At 49.8% G+C, this 18,481-nt stretch carries 13 protein-coding genes; 3 read left to right on the top strand and 10 right to left on the bottom strand.

All coding sequences use genetic code 11. From position 1 onward, the window contains the following. Positions 1–336: 336 nt before the first annotated feature. The 7 genes from DLM_RS09550 to DLM_RS09520 all read right to left on the bottom strand — a co-directional run bounded on the left by DLM_RS09550 (position 337) and on the right by DLM_RS09520 (position 8,096). A complete protein-coding gene (locus DLM_RS09550; RefSeq protein ID WP_145985818.1) occupies positions 337–1,395 on the bottom strand; it encodes a hypothetical protein in 1,059 nt (352 codons plus the stop codon). A 106-nt stretch (positions 1,396–1,501) separates the two neighbouring features. After that, the gene (locus DLM_RS09545) at positions 1,502–1,690 is read right to left on the bottom strand and encodes a helix-turn-helix domain-containing protein (protein WP_231960226.1); all 189 of its coding nucleotides are present in this window, start codon (positions 1,688–1,690) and stop codon (positions 1,502–1,504) included. A 47-nt stretch (positions 1,691–1,737) separates the two neighbouring features. Then, positions 1,738–3,672: a TniQ family protein gene (locus DLM_RS09540; protein WP_089083292.1), complete on the bottom strand. Its 1,935-nt coding sequence runs from the start codon at positions 3,670–3,672 to the stop codon at positions 1,738–1,740. After that, complete coding sequence (locus DLM_RS09535) at positions 3,669–4,598, bottom strand: TniB family NTP-binding protein (protein WP_089083293.1); 930 nt, start codon at positions 4,596–4,598, stop codon at positions 3,669–3,671. The genes DLM_RS09540 and DLM_RS09535 overlap by 4 nt, the downstream gene beginning before the upstream one ends. Next, the gene (locus DLM_RS09530) at positions 4,595–6,556 is read right to left on the bottom strand and encodes a Mu transposase C-terminal domain-containing protein (RefSeq protein ID WP_167467077.1); all 1,962 of its coding nucleotides are present in this window, start codon (positions 6,554–6,556) and stop codon (positions 4,595–4,597) included. The genes DLM_RS09535 and DLM_RS09530 overlap by 4 nt, the downstream gene beginning before the upstream one ends. Beyond that, entirely contained in the window at positions 6,556–7,203 is a 648-nt protein-coding gene (locus DLM_RS09525) for a TnsA endonuclease N-terminal domain-containing protein (RefSeq protein WP_089083295.1), read from the bottom strand. Before DLM_RS09525 ends, DLM_RS09530 begins: the two co-directional genes overlap by 1 nt. Positions 7,204–7,811: 608 nt before the next feature. Next, positions 7,812–8,096, bottom strand: coding sequence for a DNA-binding protein (locus DLM_RS09520; RefSeq protein WP_231960140.1), 285 nt, complete (start codon positions 8,094–8,096; stop codon positions 7,812–7,814). Between the two features lie 749 nt (positions 8,097–8,845). On the opposite strand from DLM_RS09520, the gene DLM_RS09515 reads away from it, so the two are divergent. The 3 genes from DLM_RS09515 to DLM_RS09500 all read left to right on the top strand — a co-directional run bounded on the left by DLM_RS09515 (position 8,846) and on the right by DLM_RS09500 (position 16,368). After that, a complete protein-coding gene (locus tag DLM_RS09515; protein WP_089083296.1) occupies positions 8,846–10,081 on the top strand; it encodes a DUF4297 family anti-phage-associated protein in 1,236 nt (411 codons plus the stop codon). Then, complete coding sequence (gene herA / locus DLM_RS09510; protein ID WP_089083297.1) at positions 10,078–11,847, top strand: anti-phage-associated helicase HerA; 1,770 nt, start codon at positions 10,078–10,080, stop codon at positions 11,845–11,847. Before DLM_RS09515 ends, herA begins: the two co-directional genes overlap by 4 nt. Before the next feature lie 750 nt (positions 11,848–12,597). After that, a complete protein-coding gene (locus DLM_RS09500; protein WP_089083299.1) occupies positions 12,598–16,368 on the top strand; it encodes a hypothetical protein in 3,771 nt (1,256 codons plus the stop codon). Between the two features lie 262 nt (positions 16,369–16,630). On the opposite strand, the gene DLM_RS09495 is transcribed toward DLM_RS09500, so the two are convergent. The 3 genes from DLM_RS09495 to DLM_RS09485 all read right to left on the bottom strand — a co-directional run bounded on the left by DLM_RS09495 (position 16,631) and on the right by DLM_RS09485 (position 18,464). Further along, positions 16,631–17,713: a ribonucleotide-diphosphate reductase subunit beta gene (locus DLM_RS09495; RefSeq protein WP_089083300.1), complete on the bottom strand. Its 1,083-nt coding sequence runs from the start codon at positions 17,711–17,713 to the stop codon at positions 16,631–16,633. A gap of 18 nt (positions 17,714–17,731) precedes the next feature. Further along, positions 17,732–18,004 carry a hypothetical protein gene (locus DLM_RS09490; RefSeq protein WP_089083301.1) on the bottom strand — a complete coding sequence of 91 codons (273 nt, stop codon included), beginning with the start codon at positions 18,002–18,004 and terminating at the stop codon, positions 17,732–17,734. A 67-nt stretch (positions 18,005–18,071) separates the two neighbouring features. Further along, positions 18,072–18,464 (bottom strand): hypothetical protein, encoded by a 393-nt coding sequence (locus DLM_RS09485; RefSeq protein ID WP_089083302.1) that lies wholly within the window; start codon positions 18,462–18,464, stop codon positions 18,072–18,074. Positions 18,465–18,481 lie beyond the last annotated feature (17 nt).

Here is an 18,481-nt window from a genome sequence, read left to right as displayed (position 1 = left end):
TTGCTGACAGCATATCAACTGAAAGCGGTCACCACCAGAGCAGCACCCACGAAATGAAAAGAATGCGCTGGCACAAGTGGGAAGCTGCGCCGGAATCCACAGTCAACAGGTCACTGAGCTCGGCGACCCTTTTACCGTGGTTTTCGCTCGGCTTGGGGTTTCCAGCCACAACCTGCACAAATGGGTGAAAGCGGTCAGCCCAGATAACTCGGAGAAACAAGAAGCGCGATCCTTAAGCTCATTCAAATATGTTGGTCAACATAGACGCCCATCGATGGGTACAAAAGCTAACAAACGAACAGGCTGAGTACAGTCTCGGATCCCCCCTCACTGATTTTAGCGGGCTCTTGCGCCGTTAGGCGGCAGATCATCGCATTTTACCGGTGGCTCAAAATTAATAATTCCAGATGGGAGTTTTTGAGCTAGCAAAAATTTTGCATCGCCTAATGGGGCCAATTTGTATTGTGGTCCTAATTTACATTCTTGACCCTCATACATATCAAAGTAGTAAATCAATCGAGGAGCAAGATATGAGATCTTGCTTTCATACCAGGCTAAGCCGTTCTGCCCGCTTGCAAATATTGTGTATCCAATCGTTGAGTAAAATATTATTTGAAATAGTCTGGTGATAAATTTAAAGCGGAGGGGCGAGACTGCAAGGGTTCCTGCGAACAGCCAGGACCTAAGGCGAGGGTCAAAATTTGCTAGCAAGGAGGGAAGCATGACGATTGACGACATAAAGATACCGATGAAGAAAATGATTCCACCGGCAAAAATCATTAGGACAGGAATCATAAGAATGGCAATGAATAAAGTTGTGCGCACAAAATTTGTTGGAGTTACGTGCACAATTTGGGTGACCTCTTGTCCTGCTAAGGAATATGCGAGGTTTGTTGCTGCCGCAAATGCAATGCCAATTATTGCTTTGCCTAAGAGGTTTTCAGATAAAGCTTTGTACCATCTAAACACGTCATGCAGAGCAATATATCCGAAAAAAAAGGTTAGCAGAATGATATAGGCTAACAAGAAGGGCTTTCCACCTGCAAGTAATAGTAGTGCTAAGCCGAGCATGAGTATGCAGGCATTTACATAAAGCTTTTGTTCTGTTGAGAGTCCTTTGTATGTTTCAAGTAGTTTGGTCCAAAATTCATCAATTTTACCCTGGTGTGGTGAGGTCAGGTACAACACTCGGAGAGTTGCACCCAAAAACATAAATTTTATTGTCACCCAGACGAATGCTGAACGCCACTGCTCGGGTGCTATCAAGGCCATAAATACGAGGCCGAAAGCACCCACCGTCATTCCCTTGCCTAATGATGAAATTTGATTTCGTTGCTTTTCGCTTAGCCGACTGGATAATGCGTTTTCGCTTCGTCTGGTTTTTTTGTTTTTCACTGTTGAAAATTTCTGTTTGTTGAGTGGTTGGTTTTATCATGCTTAATGAGTGTAATTGATAAATTCAAGATTCGGGACCTTTTTAATGTCTCCAATAATTTTGACGCTACAGCAGATTAGGCCTACGGATTTTTTCTGCAATAAGAATAAGAAAATCGCTTAGCTCCATTTTTAGACCGGAGCTAATTTTCAATAGGCTGTCTAATGTGGGTGATCTTTCACCTAGCTCTAGCAAAGAAATGTATGTTCTGCTTATCTCGGAATCAAACCCCAAACCTTCCTGAGTTAGCCGCATCTCTCTTCTGATCTGTCTTAATGCCTTGCCGAATATTTGGTTGTGATTCATTTTATCCGCCTTTCCTTGATCTGCCAATTTTTACTTTCTGAAATTAGCCTTAATATGCCAACGGCGCGAGCATGAAACAGGAATTTTTTGCCATCGGGGATGGTGTGGGTGACTGCTTCTGATAGACAACCGTGCTTGGCTTCGTGCCGAATTCTTATAGTGCTAATTCCTGTTATTGTTGAGAGCTCTTTCGTTGTTAGCATCTTTTGACTAGTGCTGAGATGGCCTTCCGTTTGCTGTATACATTTCCTTCCTCGACCTGCGCGACTTTGGTAATTCTCTGCAAGCTTTATTTTTTGCAATACATCATCTGTAATGTCTTTTCTCCTGAATGCATAGGTTAACCCACTATCGATAGCTGGCCCGTGCGCAGGAATGATGCCAATCGATATGATTCGATCTGCCAAGTTGGTTGGGTTGCACATTAATTGCCGGGCAATTTCATGTGTAAATACATATTTTCCGCGAAATTCAACAAGATCTTTGATCTCAATGCAAGCTTGCCGCTTGGCAAGCGCTTTTGCTGTCAGGAGCTTTGCCTTGATTAAGCGGTAGACTGCATCCGGATAGATATCCAAAAATTCAGCTGCCTTACGGACGGACAACAAATTGTCATTCTCGCCAACAGTCGTGAGGGTTTTACAGAGAGCGAGACTTGGCAGTCCATCTGCGGGATTGAAGGCGATGACTCTGGTGTGCTGTCCGTCAATGTCCAGCAAAAGATCTAATCTTTTGGCATGGTCAATTCCATAGTGGTCAAATCGAACGACTTTGCTATTTAGTACGGGTTCGCTCAGATGTGATAACCGGTGCAAAAGCCTTGCCAAACTCTTTCCATCAATGATTTCCTGCTTATCGATTCGTCTTCGATGGGCTAAGCAATTGTTGGGGGCGTAAGTCAGCACTTCTTTTCTGAGCAGCGTCTTGATGATGTGTGATGACACGTTCAATGTGATGGCTACCGTCGCCATGGGCAGAGCAGGGATTTCATCTTCTGGCAAGTAGCTGTTCATTCCCTGTGCTGGATGCTTTGTGTGCAGCCAATGGCTTGCAATCGACGCCAGCTCAGCATCGAAATTGGCATCCAGCCCTAGACCAAGCAGTAAGCAGGCAGCGGCATGCCTTGGTCCGAGAGTGGGGCATTCCATATACCTTTTTTCAAGTTGGTCGACCACGGCGTGCTGAAACGATGGGGAGGACTGGAGCTGATTGTCTGTTACATTCAGTGTCGCTTGATGCATCTGCACATGGCCGACCGCCGCCAGGCGTGTGAGATCGGGTAGCTCACCCTCAAGCGCCAGTAGCACGAGTGTGACGTATCGCATCAATTGATGTGGCAGCAACTCGTTTACTGGAATGGGCTGCCAAGCAGGGTCCGCAGGCATGGTTGGTGCGTCTGCAAGCGAGTAGCCACATACACACTGCCGCAGCGATGAGTAACGCCAGCTGACATGTCGTTGACAGGATGGACAATGTTCAACTAGAAGCACACGGTGCTTGGCGCATGCGGTTTGCAAGCGCCAGTCCCAGCTAGCCTGTTGAATGTGGGCCTCCTTCAAACACAGAGGGCACCAAGCGCGATGTTTGTCCCGGAGCATCTCAAGGGGCCACAGCTTTCCCTGGTGGCAGAATTTGCGGAATTTACCGACGCGAACATCGAGTGGCTGCACCAAGTTGTCCAAGCTGCTGACTGGGATATTGAGCTCCTTGCCAAGAAGCGCTAGGTCATAAATTCCAAACTGAGGAATGAGCGAAGGCTGTGAAGGGTAGGTGGCATAGGTACCAAGAAATTCGCGCAATTCTTGCACGTGGCGCAAGCAGTTGAGTTCTGCCACCCTCAGAAGATAGCCCGCTAGGTTTTCCCGGACATCAGGGGCTGGGCGTATCAGCAAGCGGAAGCAATCAGCGGGATCCGTCGATAAGGTGTTCATGCCCGAGCCTCCTTGAGCTGGGTAACCCACTGCTCGATTGCCTCGGCACTTTCACTGAATGGATTGGCGCGAAGCTTGCGGTTTTGTGCCAGGTAGCGGTCAAAGCAAAGCACAAGATGCGTTTGTTCAATCCGTGTGCAACCTTGCATCAATGCCATGCGTACCGCTTTCTGAATCAGCGTGGCAAGGGAGCGGAAATTACCGCCTGTTGCCAAATACAACCTGGCTGGCATGTCTTCATCGCACAGTCCACTTGCTTTTTCCAAGGGAAGGCCCTGTTCGTAGCAGCTGAGTAACCGTTCAAAATCAGCAGGCTTTTCTATCCAGTTAAAGGCGGACATTGCCATGCGTAGTGGGAATCTACCTGCTAACTGTGGGCTGCATTCCAGAACCGCTGCTGCACTGGGCATGCCGACTAAAACAAATGGCAATCCAGTTTGATTAATCAGGCTCTTGATTGCATCTGCGACGACTTCAATCCGTCGGACTGTGCCGCGCTCTACCAAGTGTTGGAATTCATCCAGGATGATCATCCTAGTATTGCTGCGTGATAATAATTGAATCAGCCGGGTGTGCTTGTACTCGATATTGCCACGATCAGGGTAGGGGGCTTTAAGGCACGCCAATATGGCTGTAAACAATCCTGATATTGTCGCGGGCAGTGGTAGGGATGCTAAAAGCACAGGTGTTTCTGTATGGTCACCGTTGATAAAGCGGGGGTGTAGTGAGTAGAAGGTATCGAGTAGTCTTGATTTGCCCACTCCGGTATCACCGGTGACCAGCATGCACTGCGGTTCCGAACAATCATCCGACGCCTCAAGACAATTTTCCATCTCAGCTAAAATGGTATTGAAATGTGGGTGCCGAATCAGGATGCGCTTCATTTCTAGACATTTTGGGCGGATGTCAGAATAGGGGGCGTTCATTTGCTGTCTCCTTCTAAAGGAAGGCGTTCCAAAGACCACGATTGCTGAGATGAAATATTCTCCCAAGCATGGCTTTCAGGCGATCCTTGAGTGCTAATATGAAAATCCTCTTTGGTTGAACGTCGCGGTGCTTGCTTTTTCTTACGTTGGTTTTGCTTCAGCCGTTTTTCTGCCTGTAAATGCGTCTGATGGATCTCTCGGCGTAACTTGGCTTTTTCTTGTCGAACCAGCTCTGCATCAGCTCCAATTGGGTCCGCAGTGTCCTTTTTGTGCGCTTTGCGTGCGCGCTGAAAATCCAGCCATGACATGCTTGGCTCAACATTGATCGTCAGGCACTCCAGTTTGATGAGCGCCTTGTTCAGCGGGTCATAGATGTATGCTTGGGTGATATCCTCAGGGTCGATGCGCAGCATGACCTTGCTCTTGGCCGGAAGTTTCTGTTGCAGGTGGATCAGGTACGGATGGTGATAGAGCAAGCCTTGAACGCCGATCCGACCGTCACAGATAGTCCGCTCAAAGGCCAGTCCGGTCTCGACTTCGAGGTTGAGACTTTGTGGTAACGGGGGGACAGGGTGTTCGTCGACCAATCGTGTCCAGCACTGCAGCGGTGTTTCGCCCAGTTCGTGATGACGGGTGTTGTGGTAGTCGACCACGACCCAGCGAAAAACCATCTGCCGCAGTTCGTGTAGAGTCAGGCTGGCGAGCTTCTCAGACGGGTAGTCGCCGCGTTCAACCGGGTTGGACCAGGTGGTGCCCGGTAGCTTGTGTATCAGGCGCCGGTTTAACGTGCCGATAAAACGTTCGACCGCACCTTTGTACCAAGGCTTACCTGGTGGGCAGTACTGCATATCCGCGTGGAGGTCGGCACAAAACTGCTTGTGAACATTGCTGTGAAATTCTGGACCATTGTCCATGCAGATAAGACGAAATTGGCCTTCGACCGGCCAATTGAAGCCTTGGCATTCAGGAATATCGTCGAGGATGGCCTGCTTGCTGGTAACAGCCTGTCGCAAGCACATCAAGACGGCAATCGATGATGGCGGTTCGAGGTCGATATAAATGCCAACTACCATCCGCGAGCGGCGGTCGATGGCGACTGTTACTGTCGGCCTACCAAGTGATTCCCGGGTAATCGGGTGTACTACGATGATGTCGAGCCGGGTGTGGTCAATCTCGATGCGCTCTAAGGCAAACAGTGCGACAGGTCCTCGATCCCGGGTGCGGAAGTAGCGTCGGGCGTTTTTTTCGCCCATGCGTCTCGCCATGACGATAAATGGATCGAGCAGCCGCTTGATCAGCTTGCAAAAGCCGCTATAGCTGATTGTCCGTAGCCACTCGCCTTTGGGGCGTTGACGATTAGCTTCGATAACCCGGTCACACAACTCGGCATGCGCATCTATCCGACTATTGCGTGCACGGCTCAGGTAATAGGTATCGATGGTTTCGTAAAATAGTTCGATCACCTCTTCGTTAATCTGTCCCTTGCGACGTCCACAATTTGCGCTCCTGGGCGCAAGAACAATTGGATCTCTGTTGCTATCCAGAAAATTCCGGCACCACCTATAGATGGTAATCCGACTAGGAGGATTGGCATCGCGAAGTTGCTTTGCCACTTCGGCAACGATAGGTAAGGTTTCATGTTCTCGTGAGAAGTGCTCAGTTCGCGCAAGGACTGCCCGCACATAGATCAAGCTTCTTTGTAGTTTTGGGCGATGGTTTTCAGGTAAGGCTGAAGGTATCGGCGGTAGGCCATCCTCGCGGAACAGAACATCTTGGTCAGTAATGACCTTGAACTGGCCCTGCTGAAAATAGACTTCAACTTCATCCATCGAGAGATGCGTGATGGATGACGTGCGCTCGTTGAGTAATGAAACTTGCCGCTCCGCCTGGATGTGCAGGACTCGGTAATGAGTGCTGTGGAGGTCTACCGAAACTCCCTCCCGGAGATCAAGCGCCATCACCATGCTCCTTCTACCAGCCAGACTTCCAGGAGCGGGGTAATCGCATGGTGCTCATCGTAGTCGAGCCAACCTCGCCAGATCAGGTGATACAGCTTGGCGAGCCCGGTTGTGTTGCAGCCCAACTGCGCCAATAGCCACTGCAAGCGGTATGCCTTGCCGCCGTCGAAAGCGTCAAGGATTCGAACTTGATCCTGCCGCGAGACGAACATGTCAGCGTAATGCTTCAGAAAGTTGAGATTGTTCAAGACAGGCTGCTGGCGAATTTCGTACTCGTCTTTGACCACATACTCGTATCCGTACATTGCCAATGCTTGTCGGATGCAGTCGCTTTGCTGTCGAAACACGTCTGAACTGGCCACATCATGAGGCTTGACCTCATAAAGAGTGGGCAAGCGGTTGGGGTCATGCCAGCACGCTTTGAAATCTGGTGTGTAACGGTGCCACTTGCCTTGATAACAGTAATCAAAGGTTTCTGGCTGGCCGTAGATCTCGCGTATGGCCAGGTTTGACTCAAGATGCAAAAGCCAGTCTCGTTCTAACGTACTTTCCCACGGTATCAGCCCTGCCATTTTGAAGCTGTAGGACAGGCCAATGACCTTGGAGCTGTTGACGTTATGAATCTTGCGTATGGAGGGGATCAGCATGATGGATTTCCCCCTTGAGTCGATGAGGGAGGGGCTGATCGAAAGTGAGGGGCCATTAGCCTGGCTAACAGTAGCTGTGTTTCCAGCCAGGCTTCCAAGTGGCATGCAGCCATAAAAGAGCGGAATGACATCCGCAGTGGTTGGAGTCTGGGAGCGAGATAGAGGTCAAGACCGACTCTCTTGATCAGCGACAGTGCTAGGTGTGGCCGGGGCCGTGAGATTGATGGATGTAGCCGATCCAACAATTTAGCCAAGTCATGTTTGCGTACTCGCGAGCAACAAGGCTTGGGTACAGAAGGGCGGCGCCCAGGGGCGAGCAAGTTCGCCGCGCATAATGGCAGATGGTATTTCATGGCTTTTCCTTTGCAGTTTTGCACCAGATCGGTATCCAGTTTTGCCAGGACGAGCGGGGGCAGCCTCGAGCAAAATTGCCCTTGACTGTCCCTATCGGAAAAGCCAAAATGAAATCGACTGGATCGCAAACCTAGTCAGTTTCAAATAGCCCTCAAGTTTTCGCAGAACTTGGGGGCTTTGCTCTTCCGTGCTCGCTTAATTAATCAACGTGCACAAAGTTACATTTCAGTCTCCTCTCAAGTTGGACGGGGTAGTTAATCGCCAACGCTTGCTAGCTCAGCAGCTTTTTGGTCAATCATAAGCCTCCGCGTCAGTGCTTCAGAATCGTCGCCAAGGCGGCCTTCTTTTAGCCCCAGCTTCACGGCAATCTCATGGCTTATGCCCCGACAGCACTGCTTGTCGCCCTTCAATACCTGGTATACCGAGGCGACAGGATATCCATAGGCTTTGGCCCAAGCGGTAATAGATAAACCGCTTGCTTTGAATTCAGCTCGAACTTGATCAGGGGTCTTGCAGTAGTTCATGGCGATCATCTCCATTCGAGGTCCATTGCTCGATAAGTTATATAAAAGCTCATGGACATGAATAGATCAAGGTGTCGAATAGAAAAAATCAAAAAATCTCACATTTACTCAGATCACCCTACATTTAATGCAAAGAAGGGTAAATGCAACAAATTAGGTAAATAAATGAAATTGCATGCATTGCAGAGGAAGATTGATTTGATATTTAGCTGGCTAAACAGTATGGATTGCGATCTGCTGGGCGTGTAGTTGCCTTGGTATTATGTGAGAGTTTTGCAATGGTTATTGGAGAACGCCATCCAATTCGAGAATTTTGGAGAAATTTTCTCTAAATTGATTTTCCAGATTTTTTAATAACAAATACATTGTCAAACGAGTGCATTGGCATGTATGCCGGTCCCACTGCGATGTGCTTGTCCCGTATTCCACCAGCAAGTAGAGATGAGAGGGCATCCATGCTTGCCTGCCGCCTGTGCAGTGCTTTGCATTGCCCTGGTCCAACTGAAAAGTAAGGACTGCTGTTGCTTGTGTTCGCGCCACAGGCTTCCGGTGTGAAAGCATAGTGACAACATCATTTCAATGGAGCATGCTATTGATATATCCATATGTCAAACCAAGTGCGAGAGCGCCATGCATCAGGAGCACAAGCCTTGCCTCCATTTCACTGGGCGATCACAACTCGGCAAGTCAATCAACTCCCTCATCGGCATCGTGGAGACATTTCAATGCATTACATCCCATGTAAATAATGTAGAGAGCTTATCGTGACTGACCGCAGCGCCACAGCGACAATCAAGGGATATTTCTACCAGTTCGACCAGACGATCGTGAGGTTGCTGGAGGGCTCGAAGCAGGCGAGCGTCACGGTGGAGGGGATCGAAGATGTCGACCTTGACGATGGGAATGACAGCGCCTACGTCCAGTGCAAGTATTACGAGGGGACGGAATACAACCACTCCGTGATCAAGGAGGCGGTGATCCACATGCTGCGGCATTTCCATGCTGCAGGATGCCCCAATGATCAGCTCTTCAAATACCGGCTCTATGGGCACTACGAGAGCGGCCAACACAAGCTTGCGCTGCCCCTGACAGATGACTTCCTGAAGGCGAACTTCCTCACCTATAAGAAGGACAAGGTGGAGCACAAGGTCCACGAGGAATTGGGGATCACTGGGCCGCAACTCGCGGCCTTTCGATCACTGCTCGATATTGATGTGAATGCGCTCTCCTACGATGCACAGCAGACCAAGCTGCTCGGGCTGCTGCAGTCGGAGATTCCGGGATGCAGCGGCATCGATGCGGAGGTTTTCTACTATCCGAGCGCGATCAATGTGATTCAAGGTCTCGCAATTCAAGCCGACGAGGTGAAGCGCAAGATCACAAAGGAGAGGTTTCTCCAGGAGGTCAATCGCAAAGACGTTGTCTTCAGTGCCTGGCTGCAGCAGAAGTTTGGAGCCGATTACTACGCCCGACTGATCCGGCGGAAGTACTTCCATTTCGGTAGAACAAAGATGCCGAAGGCCTCGAGATTCTTCGTCATTGACATGGCCGGCGAGTACGACGTCAACAAGGCCACGGAAATGCTAGTCCGAATGGCTGAGTTCTTCTCGCACAAGGAGCTCGTGAGGACTCCCCCGGCAGACAGATTCTGTCCCTACGTGCTTCTGCGGGGGCTGACACCTGTCGAGCTAGTCGAACTCAAGAAGAGCCTTTGGGACCAAGGGGTCGTCTTCAATGACGGGTATCCGTTCCACGGTGCCGAATTCTCTCCCAGAGCGCTTGCCGTGGATCCCACCAAAGAACAGCTCTGGCGGATCAAGTTCGTACCCAGTGACGACCAACTGGCCCCCACCATTGCCGCAGCCTCTGGATCCGTCATCGAGGTTTACGACTTCTACAAGGCGGTGCCGCTGGACCGCGCGCATATGCCCAAGGGCAAGGTCACTCATGAGATCAAGAGTAGTAATTCCTATCTGCTTCAGGAGGTTATGCAGGCATGAACGATTCGAGCGACATCAAGGCGGAAGTGGTTGCTGTCTTCCCTGACAAGGTGAAGATCTCGGTAGGCGATATCGCAGCATTTTCCAATGAGAAGAGCCTCAAGGTGGGCTCCTACCTGCGTATCACCGACAGCGAGGATTGCGCGCTGATCGCGATCATCGAAAACTTCTGCATTGAAGTGAATGACAAGGCCGAGCGTCGTCACATAATCGAGGCGTTGCCACTTGGCATCATTGCTGATGGCAAGTTCATCCGAGGTGGCGATACGCTGACCATTCCGCCCACAGGCGTGACGCCGGCGACGGAGGACGATATCAAGAAGATCTTCGAAGACTCCGTCGAGCCGGCCAAGAAGTTCGTCTTCAGCGCGTTGGCGTCCAATGACAAGATCAACGTGCCCGTCGATGGAGATCGATTCTTTAATAAGCACATTGCCGTGGTGGGGTCCACTGGGGCAGGCAAGTCCCACACTATCGCAAAGATCATTCAGACAGCGGTTAGTGCAAAAAATGGCAAGTATTCGTTCAACAACTCCCACATCGTTATCTTCGACATCCACTCCGAATACAAAACAGCTTTTCCTGACGCCAACTTCCTCGATGCTAGCACGCTGACGCTACCGTACTGGCTGCTCAACAGCGAAGAGCTGGAAGAGGTGCTGCTGGATACGGGCGAACGTGACAACTACAACCAATCGGCCGTGTTTCGCCAGTTAGTCACGGAGAACAAGAAGCGGCACAACGCCGCTTCGAAGTTCGTCTTCTACGATAGCCCACTGAAATTCGATATCCATGAGGTATTGAACGCGCTGTACAACATCAAGAACGAGACCGTGAACTCGAAGGATGAGGCTCGATACATGGTGGTGGATAGCAGCTACTCACTGCTCCCGGAGGGCAAAACGGACGCAAAGCACGGCTTGTTGTTAACTCCAGACCAACGTCTCCAAAAGTACTTTGAGAGCCGGCTCGAATTTCACCCAACAAAATCCCAAAGCATCACTGCCGGTAGCTACGCAGACAAGTCGCTGGACAAGTTCTTTACTCGTTTCGAGTCGAAGGTGGCGCAAGACAGGCTCCAGTTTCTCTTCGGCTCGGCGGCAGACACGGCCACGTTAGAGAGCACCCTCAAAAGCCTTTTGGGCTACGGCGATAAGCAGTCGAACGTCACTGTCGTCGACCTGAGTGGCGTGCCCTTCGAGGTACTCAGCATCACTGTGTCGCTGATCTCGCGCATCTTGTTCGAATACGGTTACCACTACAAGGTGATGAGAACTAGTGTCAAGGAGACCATCAACAATGATGCGCCGCTATTGCTGGTTTACGAGGAGGCGCATAAGTACGTACCAAACAGCGACTTGGCACGGTTTCGAGCTTCGAAGTTATCGATTGAGCGCATCGCTAAGGAAGGACGTAAATACGGTGTCACGCTGCTGCTTTCCAGTCAGCGTCCCTCCGAGATCTCAGAGACGATTTTTTCGCAGTGCAGTAATTTTCTTGCGATGCGCCTGACGAATCCGAGCGACCAGAGCTATGTGTCGCGCCTTCTACCGGACACACTCGGCAACCTATGCGACAAGCTGCCAACCCTAGGGGCGGGGGAGGCCTTACTGATCGGCGAGGCCGTCGTCATGCCATCGTTGGTGAAGGTGGGGCGCTGTAAGCCGGAGCCTTCCTCTTCCGATATACCATACTTCCAACTGTGGAAGGAGGAGTGGAAAAATATCGATTTCATTGGAATTAAGAGGGCTTGGCTCAAAGAGTGAGTTTGGGCTCCATCCGAATCTGCTCCTGTGGTTTAGCATGTCAAACAATTAGGGTGGTCAGTCGCTTTATAACCGACCAGCTCTCCTGAAGTTTGATGCCAGCTTTGGAAAAATTTGCAGTCCACCCGCTTCCTGTGTTTGGTAGGTAACTCTGGTTGCCTGTCAAAATAGGAAAAATGCTGTTGCTGAAATAGTGCAGGTATGTTTGTCTGCGTTTTGTGATTTCAACGTTATACATCGCCGAGGAACCAATGAAAGCTATTGTCAGATTTGTTAATCCAGCCCGAGGCATGTACGCCGCCGAGATTGATGGGCAAGGAGAGTTTGTCGTCTTTGAGCTGCTCGACTCTTCAGAGCCTGAGCTCGGAGATATTGTTACACATCCAGATTTTTATTCTATGGGTAGCGAAACTCTGAGTAATCTCACACAAAGTTGCCAAATGGATGTTTACATTCAAAACGTATGCGGTTCAAGTTTGGTAAGAATGCAGTGCTTCCTATAGGAGCGATGGCAGTTTTTCTCATTTTACTGACCCTACGACCGCCATGGCCGATGGTCTGTCAGCGAACCTTCTTAGCCGAAAATTGATCGGCCATTGTGGTCAATGGATGTGATTTTCGTAAGTGCTGCTACGAATTGAAAAGCTGTAGTTCCGCAAATGGAAACTACAAACCTTCTGACATATTTCATAACTTCCTGTGGCCCTAATGTGGCCGGCAAACTAAAATTACAGCGAATCCACACTCGGTATGACCCAGAACTACTCAGAAAACTGGCAGCACCTCAAATCTATCCTAACCGGATTCTCGACGAATAATCGAGAACCCAAACTCCATTGGCATTCGGACCACATCCATGCAAAGGCGTTGTCGATTTTTCTAGCTCATGCGACCTTGGCTACTCCAAGGTTGGATCGCATGACTGTTCGAGAAGTGCTTGCAGGACATCAAGAGTGGCCACATACCCCTGATGCACGTCAGTTTGAGGGGGTAAGCCTGCCACTATCATTACTCGAAGAGTTGGGGCTGGTTGGTTTTTATGCCGACTGGTGCACTGTGCACAGCAGGTCTCCAAATCAAGATGATGTAGATCCGATCCTTATTCCGCTAATTCAGGCTATTGAACACCTTAAGGACATTTGCTGGGGGCGGAATGGCTACATTCAGCCTCATTATGTATGCCCTGTAGATGAACTACAGAAGCTTCTGGCGGATCATTTTGGCAGCACACCTGTAGCTGAACTTATTCCTGAGCTAAGCCTTGAAGACATCTATTTCAAGCTGCATCCGGGCAATATAAATTTTGACTCCTTAGTCAGTACATATTTATGGCAAAGGCTGCGAGCGATCCTCGAACCAAGCGAAGCGTTTGAACGATGGATGCTGTGCTTACGTGTTAATTGCGAATGGGCTTTTCCGGTGCTATTTGGCGATAGCGACTATGAACAGAAAGCAGAGTTTAACAACCAACTGTTAGCTTACGTGGCTCAAGACAGCGGGCTTTTCACCACCTCCGAAACGCTGAAAAGGCAGGCCATTAACAAGGATAGGTTTTCGCATATTGCCATCCCTGTTAGCACTCACCTGAAATACACAATTGATGCAGACGGGAATAGTCCTTCAGAATGCCAAGATGTCATTGGGTTTGAAAAGCCAACACTGGACACACTGAGAGCTGCTTATCCATTACCTAGCTCTGACAACACCACCGATCTGCAACTCGTTAGAAATTGGCATTACTCGGGACATTGGCTAGAGCCGCAGTTGTTGTACACATGGCTGCTGAGTTTCTCTATTGAGGACAGCATACGTATCGAGAGCCACCTATTAGCGTCTTATGGATTTGTTGAAAAGCTCCTCGAACTGGCCGCATCTCGCCCATTACTTAAACACCTTCTGTTTAACGTACTTCCAGATTATGAAAGCGCCACCTACAAGCTTTTTTTATTATCACAGTCTGCCACCTGTGATGTCGCCTTATTTTATCTGACACAAAAGTCATTTTCCAGTCGTCGCGATAGCAAGTCGTTCATGCGGAATTTCGATAAAAGCTATCAAAATTTGGTATGCCATGAATACCTTCGAGCGATTGAGGTAGAGCCGGATAGTGGCGACCGCCTGCTCAAGGTAGTTGATTTATTAGGTGGTCGATGTGGTTTTCATACTCGAGACTTTCCCGAAAGCCACGAGTATCAGTTCCTACTCTGTTTTCTGGATAGCTTAAGCCATCAGCGTGTAGTTCAACTCGGGAAAGCTTTTTCCGAATGGTGCGCAACCACGAAAATAAAGCATGCGCACCAATGTTCTCAGCTTCATTGGTATTTTCTTGGATTCTGGCTGATTGAGCGTATCGAGCAGCTTGGTATTGACCTTGCCGGTACATTGATTTGTAACTTAAGGGAGAATCTTCTTGGCTATTACCGAGCAGAGATTGTGGAAAGCTTAGCTGGTAAACAACACAGCCTAGAACCTAACGATTTCTTCTCGGCACTTCCGTGGCACAAGCTTGTTGGGAGTGAAGGACCGGTTCAACTCCTTGAGATATCGAATCGTTGTGGCGACTGGCAAGCAAAATTGAGCTATTCGAATGTGAATAACTTTTCGGTTGCTTCAGCAGTTCGGCATTACCTTCAGGTTTTGATGTGTGTAGGTCGGCCGCACAGGATACCTCAGGATTGGAAGCGTTTTGCAAGCCGAGTAGTTGAAATCGTCCGAATGCTTGGTTTTGGTCCTCGCGAAGAAGCTACTTACTTATTTGATACTGCGTTTTATCTAGAAAAATACGATCTTTGGTCGCAATTCTGTTCTTATACCAACCTACTTGAGAGGGAGCTGTATGACGAGATAGTCGATCGTTGCTTGCCATACGTTCCCTTGAACCAACTTTTTATATTACTCGAACGTTGCAATGTGATTGCACGCACTCGGGAGTTGCAGGAAATAATCGCGACGCGGCAGTCACCTGATTCCGAAAATTTAGGGTTGTCTAGCCTTGAGCAAGCCTTCATATCGGCCTGGGATGCAGGAAACTATGATCAAGCATCTAGGTTAATAGGTACTGCGATAAGCATTTTTGACCAAGATCGTTTTTCCAATACAAAAAATCCCCATTTTCTGAGGGTGCGCAAAAAATGGCAAATCTATGAGTATAAATGGCACCTACTCAAACTCCTAGAAACATTCAAGGGGCACCCTGAAGAATATGCCCGTGAAGCTCGTAAGGTTTCGATGCCGCACGAAAATATTGGTGGTCCTACACGAAATGACGAAGATGTATATAACCGGGAATGCGAGCAGTTTAGACGCTACATTATTGCGGCTGCCTATTGCGAAACATCCCCTGAAAAGTGTATAGACATCATGGAACAGTTGTGCAAAGAAAATAAAAGCAACAACTTCAGTTTTATGCTGTTCAAAGGTCGAGTGGCTCTCCATGAAATAAATGATGACACAACGGGACTGCGTCATGCACTTTCTCAGCTTCTCAACAGCCTAATTGATCTTACCCCAGAGAATATGCCGCCGCTCTGGATCGCTCACATCTTGGACGCATACCGACAGCTTCATGATCAAGAAATCGACAATTTTTGGGGGAAACTCAACCCGGACCAGCAGGCTCGACGAGAAATTCTGCGCCCCTACTGCAGGGCTCTTATGGAACGTGGTGACACGCTGATTGCCCAACACATTCTAACCCGCTACCAGGATCTCAATTTCCAAGCATCTGATGAGTTGGGGATCGATGACTTAGCTGATGAAGTAGTGAAGACAAACGAGAAATCCATGCTTCAACTTATTCAGGTGGTAAATGAAGCATCGGAACGCAGCATAGTCCAGCTAAAAAAACACTACTCTCAGATCGTATCCAAAGAATTTGAAGACTATGTAACCATCGTTGGTCAAGAGCTAGAGCCACATGAGTTCCTGAAAAATGTAGTAGTTGAGGTGGCTCAGGAATTGCTGTTGCGGAAAAAAAACCTGCAAATCCATTCAGAATATCTGGAAGATCGTATTAGCTTTCGAATTTCCAAAGAGGATTTAATTAACGATTGGTTCACGTCGCTATTTGATAAGCGGATGGCTGAGGCCCGTATCGGGTTCAGAGATCAGAAGCGAGGTGGAAAGTCGACATCTGGCGAAAGCCCAGGAGAGATTGATGCTTTCATCACGGATGCAAAAAACAGACGAATTTCTATCTTTGAAGCGTTTCGGCTGTTTTCAAAAGACGCCAAGGTTATTTCTGATCATCTAAATAAAATCGCAGGCTATGACAATGAATCTCTTAGTCCTGTTTTCATCGTCGCATATTGCGATGTCAATGATTTTGATGCTTTGGTTAGCGGCTACTCCGCATTCATTGCGAGCCAAAACTACACTGGGTTCACTATCGACTCGCTGACAGACGGTAGTATTCGGACACTTGACTTTAAGGGTCATCTATGGATTGGCATGGAACGACGTTGGCGTGGTCATCGGGAAATAATTTTTTATCATCTATTACTGAATATGGGCTCACAATAACCGCGTTTGAGTGAGGCCGCCTTGGCAGTCGGCTACAGAAACTAAGCGGTTATTGGAAATACTTACCCCCGATGACTGTTCTGGCCGAGAAGCGGGGCGATACAAATGCTCCAGCAAGCGGTTACATTTGATGGCACCAAGAAAAAGGCCCTGTTAAAACAGGGCCTTTTTCTTGGTGCCAAATGAGATTTCACACTTTGGCTATCGGAAATTCCAAACTTTGACTACAAAATTTCAACCTTTCCGATTTCTGACAGTCAAATCAATCCCAGCTCAACGCACCGCCAGTCTGATACTCGGTAACTCGCGTCTCAAAGAAGTTCTTCTCCTTCTTCAAGTCAATCATCTCGCTCATCCACGGGAAGGGGTTGTTCACGCCCGGGAACAATTGATCCAGGCCAATCTGCTGCATGCGACGGTTGGCAATAAAGCGCAGGTATTCCTTGAACATGCTGGCGTTCAGGCCCAGCACGCCACGCGGCATGGTGTCTTCGGCGTAGGCGTATTCCAGTTCCACGGCTTTCTTGAACAGCTCGACGATTTCAGCCTTGAAGCTTTCGGTCCACAGTTGCGGGTTTTCCAGCTTGATGGTGTTGATCAGGTCGATACCGAAATTGCAGTGGCTGGATTCGTCACGCAGGATGTACTGGTATTGCTCGGCAGCGCCGGTCATCTTGTTCTGACGGCCCAGTGCCAGGATTTGCACGAAGCCGACGTAGAAGAATAGGCCTTCCATGATGCAGGCAAACACGATCAGCGAGCGCAGCAGTTTCTGGTCGTTTTCCAGGCTGCCGGTCTTGAAGGCCGGGTCGCACAGTACGTCGATGAAGGGAATCAGGAATTCGTCCTTGTCACGGATGGACTTGATTTCGTTGTAGGCGTTGAACACTTCGCCTTCGTCCAGGCCCAGGCTTTCCACGATGTACTGGTAGGCGTGGGTGTGGATGGCTTCGTCAAAGGCCTGACGCAGCAGGTACTGGCGGCATTCCGGGCTGGTGATCTGGCGGTAGGTGCCCAGCACGATGTTGTTGGCAGCCAGGCTGTCGGCGGTAACGAAGAAGCCCAGGTTGCGCTTGACGATGCGCATTTCGTCTTCGGTCAGTTGGCCGGTTTTCCATTGTTCGATGTCGCGCTGCATGTTGACTTCTTGCGGCATCCAGTGGTTGGCACATTGGGCGAGGTATTTTTCCCAGGCCCATTTGTGCTTGAACGGTACCAACTGGTTGACGTCGGTGGTGCCGTTGATGACTTTCTTGTCCACGGCGTTTACGCGGCCGCTGGGCTGGCTGTCGTTGCTGGAAGGGACTGCCGGTTTTTGTACTGGGGTATCGTCAAAGCTCAACATGTTTTGCATTCTCCGTGTTTATTTGCCGGCCACGCCGATGGGGGTGGTCAGCTGGATGGTTTGGCCCGCGCGCGGCATGGTGTGGGTGCTGGTTTCGGCGGCGGGCTGGCATGGGGGCTGTTCCAGCAGCATGGCGCTCTGGCGCATGATGCGGATGGCGGTGCGCGGTGTGGCTGGCGTATCGCGCAGTGGTTCTGGCAGGTCTACCAACACCAGGCCCAGCTTGCGAAAGCGGTCTTGTTCCGGGTGCTGTGCTGCACGGCTGGCGGTGCAGAATAGGGTGGTGCTCATGCCTGTTTCCCCCGTTGGTTTGCTTCCGAAGCCGGCTGTGGTCAACCGGCTTGAGAAGCCTGTCCGGTTATTGGGCCGGATGCCCGTGTTCTTCAAATTGCGCCAGGCCGTAAATGCGCCATTCGCCGTTTTCCCGTATCAGGTGGTAGGCGGTGGAGAATATCCACGGCTCGGACTGCTGTCGCTGTGCTGTCCATCGCACCTTGACGGTGGCCAGTTCGCTGCCAAAGGGCAGTACGTCTGTGATGCGGCAACTGGCGCTGCTTACGCCCTGGGCGCGGTAATACTCCAAAATGCCTACGGTGGCCTGGTAGAGCGCCTCGGTTTCATTGCTGCCGAAGGTGGCGATCTGGCCATGGTGTACCGCGGTAAACGGGCGGGTGAACATGGCGTAGACCGCACGCGCATCCAGGGCGGAGTAGGCCTGGCTGTAGCGGTTGAAAAACTCCTGAAGTGTCATGGGCATCTCTGATTGTC

Origin of the sequence: Aquitalea magnusonii (assembly GCF_002217795.2) — a bacterium.
In the GTDB taxonomy this organism is placed as follows: Bacteria; Pseudomonadota; Gammaproteobacteria; order Burkholderiales; family Chromobacteriaceae; genus Aquitalea; species Aquitalea magnusonii_B.
The sequence above is the reverse complement of the archived record's forward strand: the minus strand, read 5'-3'. Positions and strand labels throughout refer to the sequence as shown.